Origin of the sequence: Mucilaginibacter sp. P25, assembly GCF_050859465.1 — a bacterium.
Classification (GTDB): Bacteria; Bacteroidota; Bacteroidia; order Sphingobacteriales; family Sphingobacteriaceae; genus Mucilaginibacter; species Mucilaginibacter gossypii.
This window is the reverse complement of record NZ_CP193937.1, coordinates 684,544-704,219: the sequence shown is the minus strand read 5'-3', so window position 1 is coordinate 704,219 and position 19,676 is coordinate 684,544. Positions and strand designations below refer to the sequence as shown.

The 19,676-nt window shown below is 43.6% G+C and carries 16 protein-coding genes; 13 read left to right on the top strand and 3 right to left on the bottom strand.

Features of this window, described 5'->3' with window-relative positions; translation table 11 throughout:
* Window positions 1-295 precede the first annotated feature (295 nt).
* The 5 genes from secA to ACRQ5D_RS03660 all read left to right on the top strand — a co-directional run bounded on the left by secA (window position 296) and on the right by ACRQ5D_RS03660 (window position 8,837).
* A complete protein-coding gene (gene secA / locus ACRQ5D_RS03680) occupies window positions 296-3,607 on the top strand; it encodes a preprotein translocase subunit SecA (protein ID WP_091165222.1) in 3,312 nt (1,103 codons plus the stop codon).
* A 262-nt stretch (window positions 3,608-3,869) separates the two neighbouring features.
* Window positions 3,870-4,334: an SPOR domain-containing protein gene (locus tag ACRQ5D_RS03675; protein WP_091165225.1), complete on the top strand. Its 465-nt coding sequence runs from the start codon at window positions 3,870-3,872 to the stop codon at window positions 4,332-4,334.
* Window positions 4,327-5,517 carry a M20 metallopeptidase family protein gene (locus ACRQ5D_RS03670; protein ID WP_090529452.1) on the top strand — a complete coding sequence of 397 codons (1,191 nt, stop codon included), beginning with the start codon at window positions 4,327-4,329 and terminating at the stop codon, window positions 5,515-5,517. Before ACRQ5D_RS03675 ends, ACRQ5D_RS03670 begins: the two co-directional genes overlap by 8 nt.
* Window positions 5,518-5,626: 109 nt before the next feature.
* Window positions 5,627-6,553 carry a hypothetical protein gene (locus ACRQ5D_RS03665; protein WP_091166919.1) on the top strand — a complete coding sequence of 309 codons (927 nt, stop codon included), beginning with the start codon at window positions 5,627-5,629 and terminating at the stop codon, window positions 6,551-6,553.
* Window positions 6,554-6,935: 382 nt separating this feature from the next.
* Complete coding sequence (locus tag ACRQ5D_RS03660) at window positions 6,936-8,837, top strand: gliding motility-associated C-terminal domain-containing protein (RefSeq protein WP_218134394.1); 1,902 nt, start codon at window positions 6,936-6,938, stop codon at window positions 8,835-8,837.
* A 170-nt stretch (window positions 8,838-9,007) separates the two neighbouring features.
* Here ACRQ5D_RS03660 and ACRQ5D_RS03655 read toward each other — a convergent pair whose 3' ends face one another.
* The gene (locus tag ACRQ5D_RS03655) at window positions 9,008-9,529 is read right to left on the bottom strand and encodes an NADPH-dependent FMN reductase (protein WP_091165234.1); all 522 of its coding nucleotides are present in this window, start codon (window positions 9,527-9,529) and stop codon (window positions 9,008-9,010) included.
* A gap of 298 nt (window positions 9,530-9,827) precedes the next feature.
* Here ACRQ5D_RS03655 and ACRQ5D_RS03650 point away from each other — a divergent pair, with 298 nt between their 5' ends.
* The 8 genes from ACRQ5D_RS03650 (at window position 9,828) to lepB (ACRQ5D_RS03615) (ending at window position 17,320) form a co-directional block, all read left to right on the top strand.
* Window positions 9,828-10,631 (top strand): ParA family protein, encoded by an 804-nt coding sequence (locus ACRQ5D_RS03650; protein ID WP_090529444.1) that lies wholly within the window; start codon window positions 9,828-9,830, stop codon window positions 10,629-10,631.
* 3 nt (window positions 10,632-10,634) lie between these two features.
* Complete coding sequence (locus tag ACRQ5D_RS03645) at window positions 10,635-11,546, top strand: ParB/RepB/Spo0J family partition protein (RefSeq protein WP_091165240.1); 912 nt, start codon at window positions 10,635-10,637, stop codon at window positions 11,544-11,546.
* Between the two features lie 15 nt (window positions 11,547-11,561).
* Entirely contained in the window at window positions 11,562-12,239 is a 678-nt protein-coding gene (locus ACRQ5D_RS03640) for a DUF5683 domain-containing protein (protein ID WP_091165243.1), read from the top strand.
* Window positions 12,240-12,262: 23 nt separating this feature from the next.
* On the top strand, window positions 12,263-13,012 hold the full coding sequence (dapB, locus tag ACRQ5D_RS03635) for a 4-hydroxy-tetrahydrodipicolinate reductase (protein ID WP_091165245.1): 750 nt from the start codon (window positions 12,263-12,265) through the stop codon (window positions 13,010-13,012).
* A gap of 16 nt (window positions 13,013-13,028) precedes the next feature.
* On the top strand, window positions 13,029-14,483 hold the full coding sequence (gene lepB, locus ACRQ5D_RS03630) for a signal peptidase I (protein ID WP_091165248.1): 1,455 nt from the start codon (window positions 13,029-13,031) through the stop codon (window positions 14,481-14,483).
* A 278-nt stretch (window positions 14,484-14,761) separates the two neighbouring features.
* A complete protein-coding gene (gene lepB, locus ACRQ5D_RS03625; protein ID WP_432329699.1) occupies window positions 14,762-15,529 on the top strand; it encodes a signal peptidase I in 768 nt (255 codons plus the stop codon).
* Entirely contained in the window at window positions 15,517-15,819 is a 303-nt protein-coding gene (gene lepB, locus ACRQ5D_RS03620) for a signal peptidase I (RefSeq protein WP_432328454.1), read from the top strand. The genes lepB (ACRQ5D_RS03625) and lepB (ACRQ5D_RS03620) overlap by 13 nt, the downstream gene beginning before the upstream one ends.
* Before the next feature lie 22 nt (window positions 15,820-15,841).
* Window positions 15,842-17,320: a signal peptidase I gene (lepB, locus tag ACRQ5D_RS03615; protein ID WP_176844421.1), complete on the top strand. Its 1,479-nt coding sequence runs from the start codon at window positions 15,842-15,844 to the stop codon at window positions 17,318-17,320.
* A 181-nt stretch (window positions 17,321-17,501) separates the two neighbouring features.
* On the opposite strand, the gene ACRQ5D_RS03610 is transcribed toward lepB (ACRQ5D_RS03615), so the two are convergent.
* Together ACRQ5D_RS03610 and ACRQ5D_RS03605 are read right to left on the bottom strand one after the other, a co-directional pair.
* Complete coding sequence (locus ACRQ5D_RS03610) at window positions 17,502-18,584, bottom strand: Ldh family oxidoreductase (RefSeq protein WP_432328453.1); 1,083 nt, start codon at window positions 18,582-18,584, stop codon at window positions 17,502-17,504.
* 132 nt (window positions 18,585-18,716) lie between these two features.
* Window positions 18,717-19,535 (bottom strand): glycosyltransferase family protein, encoded by an 819-nt coding sequence (locus ACRQ5D_RS03605; protein WP_256337383.1) that lies wholly within the window; start codon window positions 19,533-19,535, stop codon window positions 18,717-18,719.
* Window positions 19,536-19,676: the final 141 nt, after the last annotated feature.

Sequence of the window (19,676 nt, the reverse complement as noted above, 5' to 3'; positions counted from 1 at the left end):
TGCCCTCACGACAACGGGGTGTGAGCTTCTGAACCTAAATTTATAGAATTTAATGAATTAACCGGATGCCAGGCAAATTCCGAAAATTCTTTAATTCGTTTAATTCGAGTTCAGACATTCTGAGCCAAGCAACAACAAATACAAACACCGTAATGTCAATCTTACATCCACGCATAACGGTTTAAAGCATTATCCTTTCGGCATTCGGCACAAAACCTTACATTTGCCTGTCAATTTGGCTCTAACGGCTGCTATGGCGCAATTGTTGAGCCGGGTTGTATCATAATAAAATAATATGTTAAATTTTATCAGTAAGCTTTTCGGAAGCAAATCAGAACGGGATGTAAAAAGTATACAGCCTATAGTTGAGAAAATTAAGGCTGAATATGCTAAGCTTGGCTCCCTGAGTAATGATGAGCTTAGGGCTAAGACCATATATTTTAAAGAAACCATTGCCGAAGGCCTTTCTGGTATCGACAGTGAAATACAAGCCATTAAAGATCGTACAGAAAACGAGCTTGATATGGATGTAGCCGAAAAAGTTGAGCTTTATACTCAGCTTGATAAGCTTGAAAAAGACCGTAATAAAGAGCTTGAAGATATATTGATGAATATATTGCCCGAGGCATTTGCTGTAGTTAAAGAAACAGCAAGCCGCCTGGCTGCCAATAGTTCATTAGAAGTTACCGCTACCGAGTTTGACCGCACGCTGGCTGCCCGCAAACCAAACGTTACTATTAAAGGCGATAAAGCTTTTCATAGCAGCACCTGGATAGCAGCCGGCAACGAGGTTACCTGGAACATGGTTCATTATGATGTACAGCTGATTGGCGGTACCGTACTGCACCAGGGTAAAATATCGGAAATGGCCACAGGTGAAGGTAAAACGCTGGTAGCCACGCTGCCTGCATATCTTAACGCTTTGGCCGGACAAGGTGTTCACATCGTAACGGTGAACGATTACCTGGCCCGACGAGATAGTGAGTGGATGGGCCCATTGTATGAGTTCCATGGGTTATCTGTTGATTGTATCGATAAGCATGAACCAAACTCTGAGCAGCGCCGTGCCGCTTATTTGGCCGATATTACTTTTGGTACCAACAACGAATTTGGTTTCGATTACCTGCGTGACAATATGACACGCAGCCCGGAAGAGCTGGTACAACGCAAATTGCATTATGCCATGGTGGATGAGGTTGACTCCGTTTTAATTGATGATGCCCGTACACCTTTAATTATATCAGGCCCTATCCCACGTGGCGATGAGCATGAGTTTTATGAGCTGAAACCACGCATCGAGCGTTTGGTTAATGCGCAAAAAAACTACGTTAACGGCGTATTGAACGAAGCTAAGAAAGCTATTAACGACGGTAATACCGATGTTGATGGTGGTGGCTTAGCTTTGTTACGTGCTTTCCGTGGTTTGCCAAAAAGCAAAGCATTAATCAAATTTTTGAGCGAAGGTGGTAACCGCACCATCCTGCAAAAAGTAGAAAATCACTACATGCAGGATCAGGGAAAAGAAATGCCAAAGGTTGACTCTGAATTATTCTTCGTTATTGATGAAAAGAACAACCAGGTTGAACTTTCTGAAAAAGGCATCGAGCTGATCACCGCATCCGGCGAAGATCCACATTTCTTTGTAATGCCTGACGTAGGTACCGAAATAGCTGAAATTGAAAAATCAGCCTTAAGCACCGAAGAAAAGATTGCCCGTAAAGACGAGTTGATGCGCGATTTCTCGATCAAATCTGAACGTATCCATTCGGTTAACCAGTTACTGAAAGCTTATACCCTTTTTGAAAAAGATACCGAATACATTCTTGACGAAGGCAAGGTAAAGATAGTTGACGAGCAAACCGGTCGTGTATTGGACGGCCGCCGTTACTCTGATGGCTTACACCAGGCTATTGAGGCTAAAGAAAACGTAAAAGTTGAGGATGCTACCCAAACTTTTGCAACCATTACCCTGCAAAACTACTTCAGGATGTACCATAAGCTTTGCGGCATGACTGGTACCGCTGTTACCGAAGCAGGCGAGTTTTGGGAGATCTACAAACTGGATGTGGTTGAAATACCAACCAACACCCCAATTACCCGTGATGACAAGCAAGACCTTGTTTACCGTACTGTACGTGAAAAATACAATGCGGTGGCCGAGGAAATTGTTAGTCTTACTCAGGCTGGTCGCCCGGTACTGGTTGGTACAACGTCGGTTGAGATCTCGGAGTTATTGAGCCGTATGCTTAAACTGCGCGGTATCAAACATAACGTACTGAATGCCAAAATGCACCAGAAAGAGGCCGATATTGTGGCCGAAGCTGGTAAGGCCGGCACTGTGACTATTGCTACCAACATGGCTGGTCGTGGTACGGATATTAAATTGGGCCCTGGCGTTAAAGAAGCCGGTGGTTTAGCCATTGTGGGTACCGAGCGTCACGAATCGCGCCGTGTTGACAGGCAGTTGCGCGGTCGTTCTGGGCGTCAGGGTGACCCGGGCTCATCACAGTTCTTTGTATCGTTAGAGGATAACCTGATGCGTTTATTCGGATCAGAGCGGATTTCAAGCCTGATGGTACGTATGGGTATTGAAGAAGGAGAAGTGATCCAACACTCCATGATCTCCAAATCAATTGAGCGTGCACAGAAAAAAGTGGAAGAAAACAACTTCGGCATTCGTAAACGTTTGCTGGAATATGACGACGTGATGAACTCACAGCGTACAGTGATCTACACCAAACGTAAAAACGCCCTGTTTGGTGAGCGTTTGGATGTTGACCTGAGCAACACCATTTTTGATGTGGTTGAGGACATTGTTACCGAATATAAAGAAAGTGCCAACTACGAAGGCTTTACCTTAGAAGTGATCCGTTTGTTCTCGGTTGATATTGAGCTTAGCGCTGACGAATTTACTGCAAAAACAATTCCGGCGTTAACTGATCTGACCTTCCAAACGGTAATGGATTTTTATAAACGTAAACAGGAAGCAGTTGCACAACAGGCTTACCCGGTTATTAAAGACGTTTATGAAACCCGCGGCCAGTATGTTGAAAACATTGTTGTTCCGTTCAGCGATGGTATTCACGGCATCCAGGTAGCTGTTCCGCTTAAAAAAGCGGTTGAAAACCATGGTCACGAGGTATTTAAATCTTTCGAGAAAAACGTTACCCTGTACCTGATCGACGATGCGTGGAAAGAGCACCTGCGCGAAATGGACGAGTTAAAACAATCGGTACAAAACGCGGTTTACGAACAAAAGGACCCACTGTTGGTTTACAAGTTTGAGGCCTTTGAATTATTCCGCGGCATGCTGGCCAATGTGAACAAGGAAATTGTAAGCTTCCTGTTCCGCGGTGGCATCCCGGTTCAGCAACAGGCCGAAGAGGTAAGGGAAGCGAGGCCCGAGCCGAAGCTTGACCTGCGCAAGATGAAAACAACCAAGGCCGAAGTGGTGAGCGAAAGCAACGGCGTGCCTATGGATGATTTTCCGCAGGAGCAGCAAAAGATCACCCCGGTAAGGGTTGAAAACAAAATTGGCCGTAATGACCCTTGCCCTTGCGGTAGCGGTAAAAAATACAAAAACTGCCACGGTGTAGGGCAGAATTAATATAAAGCTCGTGAAAACGGGCTATGATAATCATGTCATTGCGAGGTACGAAGCAATCCCAAACTATACAGGGCAAACTTTAATGGATGCTCTGCAAATCGGGGATTGCTTCGTACCTCGCAATGACGGTTAAAAAAGGTGTCATGGGTAGCCTGTCGAAGCATGGTGGGAGTGCCTTTACTCGCGACCCTTCGACAGGCTCAGGGTGACAGGCCTTTATGCAAGTTTCATCCGCTATTAATGCCAAATAATAATTTATCATATGAAAAAAGCAGTATTTGATCATCAAGCTAAATCAGCCATTATCAGATACTGCTTTTTTGTTTTATTACTGCTTGCATCAACCCAAACCTTTGCCCAAACACGCGGCAAGGTTGAAGTGATCAAGGACCCGCTGGTTGACAGCCTGATAGCTAAAAGATTTACGCTGAACAGTACAGCGGGTACTGATGCCGCCGGTTATTCATCCTACGGCTACCGCGTACAGTTCTTCAGTGGCTCAAACCGCAAGGATGCCTACAACGCGCAAAACCGGTTGCAGCAGCAATACCCCGAACTGCGTACGTACATCAGTTACCGCGAGCCCAACTTTAAGGTAAAGGCAGGCGATTTCCGTACCCGGCTTGAAGCTGAAAAACTGGTACAGGAACTGCGCTCGTCGTTTTCGAGCATATTCATCATTTCCGAAAAAATAAATCTTCCTAAAACGGATCCTAATAATGATTAAAGAGCAAATACAGGAATTATCCGCAAAAATATTCAATGAGGTAGTGGCTAACCGCCGTCACCTGCATGCCAACCCGGAGCTTTCATTTCATGAATTGCAAACCTCGGTTTTTGTAGCCAACAAGCTTGAAGAGCTTGGCCTGGAATACCATAAGATGGCCGATACAGGTTTGGTAGCCCTCATTAAAGGCGAAAAACCATCTGACGCCGGCAATGTTGTTGCATTGCGTGCCGATATGGATGCGCTTCCGATATTGGAAGCCAATGATGTTCCGTATAAATCGCAAAACCCGGGTGTAATGCATGCCTGTGGCCACGATGCGCACACATCATCATTATTAGGTACAGCTAAAATATTAACCGAATTGAAAAGTCAGTTTGCAGGCACCGTTAAACTGATCTTTCAACCGGCCGAAGAGAAACTGCCCGGCGGTGCCAGCCTCATGATTAAAGAGGGCGTTTTGGAAAACCCAAAACCGGCTGCCGTATTGGGCCAGCATGTAATGCCTTTGATTGATGCCGGTAAAGTTGGTTTCCGTGCAGGTAAATATATGGCCTCAACTGATGAACTTTATGTTACTGTTAAAGGTAAAGGCGGTCACGGTGCTCAGCCGCAGCAGAATATCGATCCGGTTATCATTACCGCACATATATTAACCGCGCTACAGCAGGTGGTGAGCCGCTTTGCCGATCCTAAAAGCCCTTCGGTATTATCATTTGGTAAGGTAATAGCCAATGGGGCTACCAACGTGATCCCTAACGAGGTTTACCTGGAAGGTACTTTCCGCACCATGGATGAGAAATGGCGCGAGGAAGCTCACAAACGCATGAAAAAAATGGCCGAAGGTATTGCCGAAAGCATGGGCGGAAGCTGCGATTTCAATATCATGCGCGGTTATCCATTCCTGATTAACGAAGAAAAATTAACCCATGCCACCCGTGGCCATGCCGAAGCTTACCTGGGGAAAGAAAACGTGCTCGACCTGGACATCTGGATGGCTGCCGAAGATTTTGCTTATTACTCGCAGGCTGCCAGCAGCTGTTTTTACCGCCTTGGCACCCGTAACGAAGCCCGCGGAATAACTTCATCTGTGCACACACCTACTTTTGACGTGGAAGAAGATGCATTTAAAATAAGTACCGGTTTGATGGCTTATTTGGCGGTTAAACAACTCGGCAACTAAAAACCATGTCATTGCGAGGTACGAAGCAATCGCGAACTCTGCAGATCCGCTCTGTATTGCATGCGATTGCCGCGCTACGCTCGCAATGACATGCTGTAAAAAGCAATCAATGAAAAAACTACTCCTGATCCTTATCCTTACTACTGCCAGCCTGCTAACAAAAGCTCAGCAAATCAATCGCTTTAATCCGGATACTATCCGTACCATCGTTATCGATTCACTGGTTGATATCCGCTCACATAAACTCAACGCGCAGGATTTCATAGATGCCGTATTGGCCGATACAGGCTTTTATAAGGCCTTCCAGAATATGAAAGGCTTTGGCTTTACTGCCGAAAACCGAATTTTTACTTACGACAGCAAGAACCGGGTAAACGGGCGCATCTACCGTAAAATACTCCACAGCAACGCAGCCGGTAAACATAAAATAGAATACGTTGCTAAAAGGGACAGCGGTGACGTTTACAAAAAGAACGGCAAGTACCAGTTGTATACGGTTGAGATGTTCGATTTTATTTTCATGAATGCGTATAACTCTGATTTTACTAAAGGTGATGCCCTGCCGGGATCGGGAGGTAAAAATGAATCGTACAAAAGCAAACTCAAAACGCTGATCTTTACGCCGGGTCGCAAAGTAAGCGGAATCCCTTTCATCAGCAGCAAAACGGAAATTTTCTCTAATGATATGCGCCAATATTATTATTACGAATTTGCCCGTGGTAAATACCTCGACACCATCCCTGTTTATCGCTTTAAGGTGAGGTGCAAGCCGAGCACATCCGACAGCGATACCATGATTAAGGAAATGACCACCATTTTTGATGAGCGTACCTTTCAGATCCTTGGCCGGTATATCGATATGAAATTCAGCAACATGTTCTTTGATTTTAATGTGCAGATGAACATCGAGCTTAATAATTTCCAGGGCGAAACGCTACCTGCAAAAATTACCTACCAGGGTAATTGGAATATTCCTTTTCATAAGGAAGAGCGTGCGAGTTTCTTGATTGTACATAAGGATTATAAGAAAGAGTAGAAACTCTTAACCACCTGAAAGGGGCATTAAGAAAAAGCCCTTAGCCAGCGCTCAACCGGAGCCGGGCGTAGCAGCCTTTTTTGTGCTTGCAGACCCTAAGCATGACATCTGCAACACACAGAAATATGATTAGCTTGTTTTTCATATTAGCAGGCTTTTGTATACTAATAGTTAACTTTTGGGAGATAACGCCTGTTCACGATAAGTGGTTGTTTTGCAGTGAGTAATATATTCGTGGTTTAATTGCTTTTATACGCTGGGATAACCAAAAAAATATATTTTTGATGGTTCGATGTTTATATCCTTCAACCGGTTAATGCCTTTTAATTTCATTAAATTATTTCTGTTGATCTTGTTTGCTTTTACTTTTCCAAAGGTTAAAGTGAAAACGGCTGTTTGTAATGGCAGTTACGGCGACCCGGTAGTAAAACTTGATTTTGGATCGGGAGTTAGTCATACCGGTCCTCCACTGGCTACAGGTATTACAACCATGTTCTATGCTCCTGATTGCCCGGATGATAGGTATTATTCAATTGTAAGCAGTCAAACTTCGTGTCATGATACCTGGCATACTGTACTTCATGATCATACAGGAAATTCTGGTGGTTATATGATGCTCGTGAATGCATCGTACGAACCAAGTGTTTTTTTTACCGAAATGAAGGAGCTTAATCTTTGCGAAAACACAACCTACGAGTTTTCAGCTTATGTACTCAATCTCATGAAACTTTCATCAAGTGATGCCAGTACTAAACAGCCTGATTTATTATTTACCATAAAAAAGCCCGATGGCACAATCTTAACCCAGTACGATACCAATACCATACAGCCCACCGCAGATCCTCAGTGGAATAAATATAGTGTGCCATTTTCAACAGGGGCGGGCGTTACGCAAATTGTATTGGAAATCAGCAATAGTGGGCCGGGAGGTAATGGAAACGATTTGCTGCTTGATGATATTGAATTCAGGGCTTGCGGACCTAACATTAAAGTTGGATTTACAAATGTTGACAACACCGAACCGCAAAATGTCTGCAAGGAGCAGGTGCAAAACTATAAACTTATTGCAGATCTGAATAACGGCTATAGCAACCCTAAAGTACAATGGCAAAGCAGTACTGATGGTGGCGGTAGCTGGACTAACATTCCGGGTGCTACTGATCTTAGCTATGCTTTTCAATTTGCTGCGGATAAACCGGTAGGTACCTACCAATACAGGATGGCTGCAGCTGAAGGAGATAATATCAATTCGCCAACTTGCCGCGTTTACTCAGACGTGCGCACCATAACGGTTAATGCTTACCCGGCCAAACCTTCTATTACCGCACCGGCTGTATGCGAAGGGGATGTGCTTACACTTACTGCAAATGCGCCGGGAGCAATCAGGTATGAATGGACCGGGCCGGGCGTTACCGCTAATAATAAAGCTCAAAATCCTCTGGTAATTGACAATGCCACTGTTGCTGTTAATGGCGATTATCAGGTTACTGTGTTCTCGGCTGGTGATTGTCCTACTTTATCAGATAAAGTTACGGTAACTGTTAACTTAAAACCCGTTATACCTGTTCTCACCCCAGCTCCAATTTGTAAGGGCGACCTAATCATTCTCAATGAAACTACGCCCAACGCCAAAAGCTATAGCTGGTCGCCGGTTACAGGATTGTCTGATCCAACTGCGGCAAACCCTACTGCCATGCCGACCGAAACAACCACTTATACAGTAACAGTAACAAGCAATGGGGATTGTACTGCAACCCAAACAGTAACTGTAACAGTTATGCCCACTCCCGAAGCAAGTATAAGTCCGCAGAAAAAAATCTTTGAAGGGCAATCGGTAGTACTGGATGCCGAGGCAAAATATGCAGATACTTATTTATGGAGCCCCGCGGATGGACTCGACGATCCTACCAAATTGAACCCTGTTGCCAGCCCTTCCGATGATGTTACTTATACCCTGAAAGCCTCATCAGGTATTGGTTGCGGATATGTTAATGCCTCAATTTTTGTACGGGTTTATAAAAAGATCGTTATTCCATCAACGTTTTCGCCCAATGGAGATGGTTTAAATGATAACTGGGATATTGAGGCTTTATCAACCTATCCGCAATGTTCACTGAATGTTTTTAACCGAAACGGGCAAAAAGTATATGCCTCTACAGGTTATGATAAACCGTGGAGCGGCGGTTATAAAGGATATGCTTTACCACCCGGGACTTACTACTATGTGATTGATCTTAAAAGTGGGGCGCCGCTATTATCGGGCTGGGTGCTTATAGTGCGCTGATTATATAAAGCCAAAAGCAGATTGTGCAAAGCCTAAAACAAAATTGATTACATAGGTTTAAGTTATTACTGAAGCTAATTTTTAGGCTTCATATAATTGCTTCTTTTTATGTTATCATTAACTGCGGTGCTTGTGCCCGGAATTAATCCAACAGGTAGCTCAAGCAAAAATCAAAACTTAATGATCTTTTCTATCTGCTCGTTTACAAACTTTATGGTATCGGGCTTAAACAGGTTCCCTTCTTCATCAAACTCTTTGTGTATGGCCGCTATGTGTAATTTAAGCGCCATAATGTTGAGGTGCAGGTAATGGCAAACGCCGGTAAAATGGTCAACCCCGCGGATATTACCATATTTGCCCGATGATAAGCCTACCAATGCCGCTTTTTTATCATAAAAACTTTCGGGGAAACTACAGGCATCAATGAAAACCTTAAGTACACCCGGAAAGCTGCCGTTATATTCGGGGATAAGGAATATGAATTTATCTGTATTGGTAACTGTTTGCTGGATAGGCTCAAATGCTGCGCTGCGTTTGTTGTAGAGGTCGGTTTCAATAACGTTTGGAGGCAGCTGAGCAAGTGATAAGATACCTGCTTCAACACCCTTTTCCTGCAGTTTTTGCTGATAAACCTTAGCAAGTTTGAGCGTTGAGCTTCCCGGTCTGTTGGTTGACGATATTATGGTTATCATTTATTATTGGTAAATTGCTGACTGATCTGATTAGTAATATTGTTGTTGATTAATTTGTAATATTTTGTTAATGAATGTTTTAATAATAAATATGATTAAGTAATAATATTTATTAGTTGCCGCGCTGATAATTGACTAATTGATCAATTTTGTTTGTAAATAGGCAAAAGCTGTGGAATTCTGCATTATTTAATTCCGTATCTTTATCACCGGATAAAAACTTTACGAAAGTAGAAATTTCTGTTTCTATTTAACGTTGTTATAAATCACAGAACTATAAATTTTTTTAAACTATAGAATGAGTAAAATTATTGCTTTAGCCAACCAGAAAGGCGGCGTAGGGAAAACTACATCATCTATAAATCTGGCTGCAAGTTTAGCTGTATTAGATTATAAAACCTTGTTGGTTGACGCCGACCCGCAGGCTAATTCAACTTCGGGTATTGGTTTCGATCCCCGCAATATAAAAAACAGTATCTATGAATGTATCATCAATGAGGTTGATCCTCATGAGGCCATTCAGAAAACTGAAACTCCTAATCTTGATTTATTACCCGCACATATTGATCTGGTAGGTGCCGAAATTGAAATGATCAATTTAACGGGCCGCGAGTTTAAAATGAAACAGGTATTTGAAAAAGTGAGGGATGAATATGATTTTATTATTATCGATTGTTCGCCGTCATTAGGTTTGATCACCATTAACGCTTTAACCGCTGCCGATTCGGTAATTGTACCGGTACAGTGCGAGTATTTCGCATTAGAGGGTTTGGGCAAATTGTTAAATACCATCAAAATTGTTCAGTCGCGCCTTAACCCCCAACTTGAAATTGAGGGGATTTTGTTAACCATGTACGATGTGCGTTTGCGTTTGAGCAATCAGGTGGTTGATGAAGTTAGGACCCATTTTGAAGACATGGTTTTTGATACCATTATACAGCGTAATACCCGGTTAAGCGAGGCCCCGAGCTTTGGCGTATCGGTAATTATGCATGATGCTACCTGTAAGGGTGCAATAAATTATTTAAACCTTGCCCGCGAAATTCTGGAGAAAAACGGGTTGGTTAAGGGTGAACAGGCAACAGCTACAGCAACAGTATAGTAAATGAGTGGTGAAAAGAGAAATGCCCTGGGAAAGGGACTGAGTGCGCTATTGAACGACACGCCTAACGTACAACCATACCAAAACAGAAGTAGAGAAACAGCAAGCCCTGCCGAGGTAAATGACCTTGGCTCGGTTAATGAAATAAAACTGGCCGAAATTGAGGTTAACCCGTTTCAGCCCCGTACCGATTTTGATGAGCAGGCACTGGCCGAGCTTTCAGAGTCGATCAAACTGCAGGGTTTAATTCAGCCGATAACGCTCAGGAAAATTGGGGCGCATAAATATCAGCTGATATCTGGCGAGCGTCGTTTTCGGGCATCAAAGCTGGCCGGCCTAACCCAAATTCCGGCTTATGTGCGCACCGCCAATGATCAGCAAATGCTGGAGATGGCACTTATCGAAAACATTCAGCGCGAAAACCTGAATGCTATAGAGGTTGCCCTTAGTTTTCAGCGCATGATTGAGGAATGTAACCTGAAGCAGGAAGAACTGGGCGATAGAGTAAGCAAAAACCGCTCGACGGTGACCAACTACCTTCGTTTGTTAAGGTTGCCGCCGGTTATCCAGGCCTCCATTCGTGATGGCGAGCTTTCAATGGGGCATGCAAAAGCTATTTTAACGCTAACCGATCCTGCCAAACAATTATTTATACATCAGCATATTATAAAGGAAGGTTTATCCGTTCGTAAGGTTGAAGAACTGGTAAGAGAGATGCAAAAGTCGCCGGTAAAAAAGGAAGGCAAACAGCCCGAGCCGGTATCATATCAGTTGCAGAAGATCCAGGATGACCTGGCTTCAAAATTTAGTACAAGGGTAAAACTAAAAGTTGGCAGCCGCGGAAGCGGTGTTATCGAGATCCCTTTCCTTTCGGAAGATGATCTTGGCCGCATCCTTGAAATGCTTGATTGGTAATTGTTAATTTAAAAAATGTATAAATTCCTGTTTTTTTTAGCTGTATCCGCTTTTTTTATTTCTGCCGCACAGGCGCAGGTAGTTGATAGTACGGGGAGTAAAAAAAGTGATACGCTGAAAGTAAAGCATCCTGTTAAAACCCCGTCAGGCTCATTTGCTCCCAAAATTGATCCTGCCAAAGAAAAGATCTATCATCCCGATAGTACCCATATCCCGCATAAAGCAGTAATGCATTCATTGATGATACCTGGTTGGGGCCAGGTGTACAACCGCAGATGGTGGAAAGTGCCGTTAATTTACGGAGGTTTAGGTTTGCTAACCTCGGCCATTATATATAACCAGCATTATTACAAAGAATATTTAACATTATCAAGATATCGCCAGGGTACTCCTCCTAATCCCGGCGATCCTTATTATACAGAATATAACCTTTATAAAGACGTGCCAGATGCCAACCTGAGCGATGCCCGTGAAAATTCAAGGCGTAACCGCGATTTGAGCATACTGGGCTTTTTAGCTGTATGGGGTATCCAGGCTATTGATGCTTATATCGATGCCAAGTTCATCCACTCATATACGGTAGATAATAATTTGTCGTTCAAAGTAGCTCCGGGTATAATTAATCAGCCGGTTTATGCGCAGGGCGCTAATAATGCTTATATTCCGGGTATAAAAGTTACCTTTACGTTTTAATAAGGAAAACCACAATACCTGAAATGAAGATAGCGTTACTTGGCTACGGAAAAATGGGCAAAATCATCGAAAAGATAGCCCTTAGCCGCAAGCATGAAATTGTACTTACCATTGATCATGAAACCCTTCATGACCTTACAACCGAAAATCTGCAAAAAGCAGATGTGGTAATTGAATTTACTACCCCGGCATCCGTATTATCAAATATCGAGCATTGCTTTAATGCTAATGTACCTGTTGTTATTGGTACTACAGGCTGGTACGAGAAATTACCGGAAGTAAAACAGCAATGTATTGAGGGGAATAAATCATTATTGTGGGCTTCAAACTTCAGCGTTGGCGTTAACGTGTTTTTTTACGTGAATAAGCTGTTGGCTAAAGTCATGAACAAGTACCCTTATTACGAAGTACAGGTTGAAGAGATCCACCATACCCAAAAAATGGACTCGCCAAGCGGTACTGCCATAACCATCGCCGAAGGCATCATTAACAACACCGATACCAAAAATGAGTGGATTAATGTATTAACTACCGACGACAGTGATGACGATGCGAATGTTGCTCCTAACCAATTACTTATAGAATCATTAAGGATAGACAGTGTGCCGGGTACTCATACCGTTATTTATGATTCGGAAGTGGATAGCATCGAATTTAAGCATACTGCCCATAACCGTAATGGGTTTGCTTTAGGCGCTGTACTGGCTGCCGAGTGGCTGCACGATAAAAAGGGTTTTTACTCTGTTGAAGCCATGTTTGATTTTAACAGCTAATAGCTTTTTAATATAAATGGCAATAGCGGGCTATATAGGGTTTTATATCATTACGGGCCCGCTATTGATTTTAATACTGGCTGGATACTGGAAACTTTTTGAAAAAGCCGGTCGCCGGGGGTGGGAAGCACTGATCCCGGTTTACCATCTTTACATTATGCTTAAGTTGAGCCAACGGCCGTTGTGGCTCCTTTTGTTGCTTTTAATACCGGGCGTAAACTTTATTATAAGCATCGGCATCCTCATTGATTTTATTAAATCGTTTGGCAAGGTGGGCATAGGGCAAATCACCATGTCGGTGTTGTTGCCATTTATTTTTATCCCCAAATGGGGTTTTGATAAAAACACCCGTTATGTTGGCCCGTCGGCAAGTGACGATTTCAGGGAAAAATACCGTGACCTTGATAAATCCCCACTAAGGGAATGGACGGAAGCTATTCTTTTCGCTATAATAGCGGCAACGGTTATTCGCGGGCTTTTCCTCGAGGCTTTCACCATCCCTTCGTCATCTATGGAGAGCTCACTAATGGTAGGCGATTTTTTATTTGTGAGCAAGATCAATTACGGTGCACGCCTGCCTATGACCCCCATAGCATTTCCATTTGCACACCACACTATGCCGCTCACCGGTACTAAAGCCTATTGGGATGGTATTAAGCTGCCCTACTATCGGCTGCCGGGTTTCAGCGAAGTGAAAAAGGGTGATGCAGTAGTATTTAACTATCCAATGGATGCTGATTCGCCGTTTTACCGCCCTGTAGATAAGCAGGAAAATTATATCAAACGGTGCCAGGGCACACCCGGCGATACCATAAGGCTGGAGTACGGCCAGGTATACGTAAATAACCGTTTGATAGCCGCCCCACCCAACGCGGAAATGGAATACCGGGTACGTACAAATGGTTCGGGAAGAGGTTTTGGTCCCCATACGCGATATAACCTTCATTTGTCTGATATTCAACAGTTTACCTGGGTTTATTTTACAGCGAATATGACTGCACAATCGGCCGAAAAGCTAAAAACATATCCCTATATCAAGGCGGTGAAGCCCGATGTTAAGTTAAGAGGGGTGTATGATCATGAGGTTTTTCCGCATGATCCGCGCTTTAGGTGGAACGAGGATAACCTGGGGCCAATTATTATTCCGCAAAGAGGCTGGACTGTAAAGCTGGATAGCATGACCATGCCTTTTTATCGCCGGGCCATTGAGGTGTATGAAAATAATAAAGTGCAGGTTAAAGGGAACGCAGTTTTTATTAATGGGAGCAAGGCCGATAGTTATACCTTTAAAATGGATTACTATTGGATGATGGGCGATAACCGCCATAACTCTGAAGATTCGCGTTTTTGGGGCTTTGTGCCCGAAGACCATATTGTAGGTAAAGCCATATTGGTTTGGATGAGCTGGGATGCCAATTCGCCTTCATTTTGTAAAATAAGATGGGACAGGGTATTTAGAAGAATTAATTAGAGAGATATGCAGATGTGCAAATTCCGGATGTGCAGATGAGAGATTAAATAATTATCAATTTGTGCCCTAATAATAGAATCTATAATTAATATGGGGGAGCGTAACATATAACGTGTAACATATATCTTATACATAAAATATAAACATTAAAAAATCTGCACATTTGCACATCTGAAATTTGCACATTCGATACATCATATGAACTGGAAATTCTGGAAAAAGAAAGATTCAACTAAAGTAAAAAAGAAAAAAGTGCGCTTCGTGAATGGGGCGACGCTATCATATTTGCAGTAATAGCCGCCACCCTTATTCGTACGCTGTTTATCGAAGCCTACGTTATCCCCAGCGGCTCAATGGAAAACTCACTTTTAATTGGCGACTACCTGTTTGTAAGCAAGGTTAACTATGGCGCAAGGATGCCTATAACGCCTGTTTCGTTTCCGTTTATGCACCATACTACTCCCTGGGGGACTCAAGCTTACTGGGGCGGAGTAAAATTGCCTTATTATCGCTTGCCGGGTTTAAGTGATATAAAAAAGCAGGATATCGTGGTTTTTAACGCGCCGATAGAGGCCGATTCTCCTTATTTCAGGCCGGTGGATAAGCGCGAAAACATTATCAAACGCTGCCAGGGTACTCCCGGGGATACCTTAAGCGTAGTTAACGCGCAGGTTTATATTAACGGCAAGGCCGCTCCAAATCCGGAAAGGGGAAAGGAAGGTTATTTTGTTGAAACCAATGGGCAGGAATTTAACCCGGCTATTTTGAACGAGCTTAAGATAGATATTAGGGGCAATACCGGCAACCGTTATGAAATGATGATGTCTAAGGAATCGGCAGCTACTTTGAAAACTTATTCAAATGTAAAATCAATTGTGCCGGCTTTAACGCTTAAGGGTACCAGTGACCCGCTGAACCCGGTTTACCCTGCCAAGTACCCGCGTTATAAGATCACACCTAATTTTCCTGACTTTAAATGGAATGTAGATAATTATGGCCCCATCATTATCCCTAAAAAGGCTGGACAGTTAAATTGGATAGCCTGACTTTCCCGGTTTATGGCCGCGCTATTGAGATTTATGAAAATAATAAAGTAAATGTTGTGGGTAAGGATGTCATGATTAACGGAAAAAAAGCCGATACTTATACCTTTAAGCTTAACTACTATTTTATGATGGGGGATAATCGTCACAATTCGGAAGATTCGCGCTTTTGGGGGTTTGTTCCGGAAGATCACGTAGTAGGGAAAGCTTTATTTACCTGGATGAGTATTGACAGTACAGCCAGCTTCTTTAATAAAATAAGGTGGAACCGGTTGTTCAGAGGCATACATTAATTGAAAATATAAAAACACCAAAGTGAACGGAATAGGATTAATAATAGTATTTGTTCTTTTTATAGTACTGCCATTTGCAGGTTTATGGAAACTGTTTGAAAAGGCAGGGCGGCCAGGCTGGGAAGGCATTGTGCCACTCTACAACTTTTTCATCATCATTAAGTTAACCGGTAGGCCGGCGTGGTGGTTTATTATGCTGCTAATACCAGGCTTAAACTTTTTGATAGCGCTGGGCTTGATTGTTGATTTTTTAAAATCGTACGGAAAGTTCACTTTTGTTGAACATGTGCAGGGTGTAATCCTTCCGTTTATATATTTCCCTAAATGGGGCGGTGATAAGGATACCAAATATTTAGGCCAGTCGGCGAGCCCCGAGTTCAGGACTAAGTATAAGATTGCCCTAAAGAAAACCCAGGCACGTGAGTGGGCTGATGCCATCATTTTTGCGGTAATCGCTGCAACGCTGATCCGTACATTATTTATTGAAGCTTATGTAATTCCAAGTGCATCGATGGAAAGCTCGTTGCTTATTGGCGATTACCTGTTTGTAAGCAAAGTGAACTATGGAGCACGTTTACCCATGACGCCAGTTGCATTTCCTTTCGCACACCATACCATGCCGCTTATTAATACCAAGGCCTATTGGGATGGTATCGAACTGCCGTACTATCGTCTGCCGGGTTTAAGTGATATTAAAAAAGGTGATGTGGTAGTGTTCAATTATCCTATGGATGCCGATTCGCCTTATTTCAGGCCGGTTGATAAACGCGAAAACTATATCAAACGCTGCCAGGGTACCCCGGGCGATACGCTGAGTGTAGTTAAGGCCCAGGTGTTTATAAATGGGAAAGCTGCTGTTACACCACCAAAAGGCGAGATTACTTATGATGTTAAAACAGATGGGAACGAGCTTAACCCGCAGATAGCTACAGATTTGCATTTGTCGGATATTTCATCGGTAAATAATACTGAGTTTATTACCAATACCACCGAGGAATCGGCAAAGGCACTGAGGGGATATTCAAACATCAAGTCAGTTACACCACGGTTAACTTCGCCAGGCGCGTCTGATCCGATGAACCCGGTTTACCCTGCCATTTTCTCCAACTATAAAATAGGAGCTAACATTCCCGATTATAAATGGAATGTAGACAATTTCGGGCCTGTCATTGTACCTAAAAAGGGCTGGACAGTAAAACTGGATAGTTTAACCTTCCCGATCTACGGTCGTGCAATTGCCGTATATGAAGGTAACAAGGTTGAAGTGAGCGGTAAAGACATCCTGATCAATGGCAAAAAAGCCGATAGTTACACCTTTAAACTCAACTACTATTTTATGATGGGCGATAACCGTCATAACTCAGAAGATTCACGTTTTTGGGGCTTTGTTCCTGAAGATCATATTGTGGGTAAAGCACTGTTCATTTGGATGAGTGTTGACGACAATGCATCGTTCATCCACAAGATCCGCTGGAGCAGACTGTTTAATCTGATCCATTAGCCCCCTAAACCCCTGAAGGGGAACTAAAGTGAAAAGCCTGTTTTGCTTAGCAAAACAGGCTTTTCACTTTAATAAAATCACGGCCGCGGGCTTTCAGTCCGTGGTTTACCATAGTTTCAGGTTTGAGCTGAATTTCCGTAAGATGGAAGCTTACATTATGCCTGCCACGGGTTACGCTGCGCTAAACCCGCGGTAGCGGGCTAATTTTAAACCTTTCCGCCAATTTATTCAAATCTTCAACAACGGCATCAACTAATGGTATGCCGTTGGCTATCCTGTCAGCTTCTGCTTCCAGTTCTGGCTCCCCTGGAATAATTACTTTTTGATCAGGATCAACTGTAGCCGATGATTTAAAACGCTCTATCCAATTATCTAAATGATTTTTAAACTCATTTACCGGCCGGAACCCATCCACGCGCATTGCGCCTAAGAAATGCCCTATACCCGCGCCAACGGGATCATTCGGCGGATCAAGAAAAGCCACAAAGGGCGGTACCCAGGGTCCGTAATTGGCGCCTGATAATACTGCTGATAAAATATCAACGGTAGCACTCAAACCAAAACCTTTATGACTGCCATGGTCGCGGTCGCTGCCGAGGGGGAGGAGAGAGCCGCCGGTTTTTAATGCATGAGGATCGGTAGTATAATTGCCTTCTTTATCCTGGATCCAGCCTTCGGGAACCTGCCTGCCTAAGCGCTGGGCTATTTCCAGTTTTCCGTTAGCAGCGGCTGAAGTGGCAATATCAACTATCACCGGCGGATATTTACCAGCCGGAAAAGCGTAACACATAGGGTTGGTACCCAAAAGCCGTTCACTGGAAAACGTAGGCGCAACCAGCGGACTGGCATTGGTCATGGCAAAACCGATCATATCTTTCTCCACAGCCATCAACGTGTGATAACCGGCAATACCAAAATGGTTGGAGTTGCGTACTGATACCCAACCCGAGCCGTATAGCTCAGCTTTTTTAATGGCTACCTCCATGGCAAACGGAGCTACCACTAAACCAAGGCCTGCATCGCCATCTACAGTGGCAGTTGTTGGCGTTTCATGCACTATCCGGATGTTGGGCGTGGGATTAATGCGTTTCTTCTCCCAAAGGCGTACATAACCGCTCAACCGGGCTACGCCATGCGAGTCGATACCACGGAGATCGGATTTAAGCAGCACGTCGGCTGCTAAAACCGCATGTTCATGGCTGCAGCCAATAACTTTGAATATATTTTCGGTAAATGTGCGTAGAGTGGATGGCGATATCAGCATACGGCAAAGATAACCGTTGATTTTTAAAATGATTACGTTGATTTCGCTGATGAGGTACCTTTATACACTTGATTTGGAGTAGCAGCGGGTAGCCCGGACTAATCTCCAATCACCAACCTCTAATCTCTACCCTCAAGCCATCGCAAACTCGGGCTTTACTTCGCTCAGGTGTTTGTTATACCAGTTGGTACTGTTATAGCGGGCGTTTATTTCGTAGATTTCGGGTTTTAGTTTCAGCAGGTTAAGGATATCCTGGCATGAAAAACGGTTGCAAACCGGGTATAACTCTTTAAATACGCGCTCGATAAAATAAAAATCTTCGGGGTGGTCGAGTGCAAAACGGTGCGACATGGAATAATCCAGGCCAGTTTCCCAGGTTACGTTGCCGATGTTAAAAATAAGCGGATTTTCATAGATGTAGGGCGAGGTATGCTCCAAATCATGAGGGCGACCGGCGTTTTCCCAGGCTTGTTTGAGACAGGCCATGGTCATCACTTCTACGTCGTTGCCATCGGGATAGGTGGCCGGGTACAGGTTGCTTACATAATCAAACTTTTGCCTGTTGCTGAAAAAATATTCAAGCACGTTATCAATGATCCGCGGATCGATTAGCGGGCAGTCGGCCGGAATTTTGACAACCACATCGGTATTGAATAGTTTTGCTGCCTGGTAATGCCTGTCAAGCAGGTTGCCAAGGCTGCCGCGATAACATTGAACGTTAAGATTTTCGGCCTCCTGTGCAATAACATCATCTTCAGCGCCTTCGGAAGTGGCAATAACAATATTGGCCTGGTGCTGGATCATACCTACCCGCTCCACCATGCGCGCTAACAAACTTTTACCCAATATAGGCAGCATTACTTTGCCATATAAACGACTTGATGCCATGCGGGCCGGCACAATAATCACTACATGCTCATCCATCTTTTCCGGAAATTTGAGGTTTATCAAAAAAACATTAACCGGGTTAAATGTAGAATGGTAAGGTTTAAATATGGCGAAGTTTATATTATGAAATTGTTAACCGGTGGGTTGATATGCAAAAAATAAAGCCCGGCACAATGGCCGGGCCTTACAACACAGGTATAGGTT

Excerpts from the sequence above, each read along its gene's own strand:
- secA (WP_091165222.1), top strand. The coding sequence starts at position 296 with ATGTTAAATTTTATCAGTAAGCTTTTCGGAAGCAAATCAGAACGGGAT.
- ACRQ5D_RS03675 (WP_091165225.1), top strand. The coding sequence starts at position 3,870 with ATGAAAAAAGCAGTATTTGATCATCAAGCTAAATCAGCCATTATCAGA.
- ACRQ5D_RS03670 (WP_090529452.1), top strand. The coding sequence starts at position 4,327 with ATGATTAAAGAGCAAATACAGGAATTATCCGCAAAAATATTCAATGAG.
- ACRQ5D_RS03665 (WP_091166919.1), top strand. The coding sequence starts at position 5,627 with ATGAAAAAACTACTCCTGATCCTTATCCTTACTACTGCCAGCCTGCTA.
- ACRQ5D_RS03655 (WP_091165234.1), bottom strand. The coding sequence starts at position 9,529 with ATGATAACCATAATATCGTCAACCAACAGACCGGGAAGCTCAACGCTC.
- ACRQ5D_RS03650 (WP_090529444.1), top strand. The coding sequence starts at position 9,828 with ATGAGTAAAATTATTGCTTTAGCCAACCAGAAAGGCGGCGTAGGGAAA.
- ACRQ5D_RS03645 (WP_091165240.1), top strand. The coding sequence starts at position 10,635 with ATGAGTGGTGAAAAGAGAAATGCCCTGGGAAAGGGACTGAGTGCGCTA.
- ACRQ5D_RS03640 (WP_091165243.1), top strand. The coding sequence starts at position 11,562 with ATGTATAAATTCCTGTTTTTTTTAGCTGTATCCGCTTTTTTTATTTCT.
- dapB (WP_091165245.1), top strand. The coding sequence starts at position 12,263 with ATGAAGATAGCGTTACTTGGCTACGGAAAAATGGGCAAAATCATCGAA.
- lepB (WP_091165248.1), top strand. The coding sequence starts at position 13,029 with ATGGCAATAGCGGGCTATATAGGGTTTTATATCATTACGGGCCCGCTA.
- ACRQ5D_RS03610 (WP_432328453.1), bottom strand. The coding sequence starts at position 18,584 with ATGCTGATATCGCCATCCACTCTACGCACATTTACCGAAAATATATTC.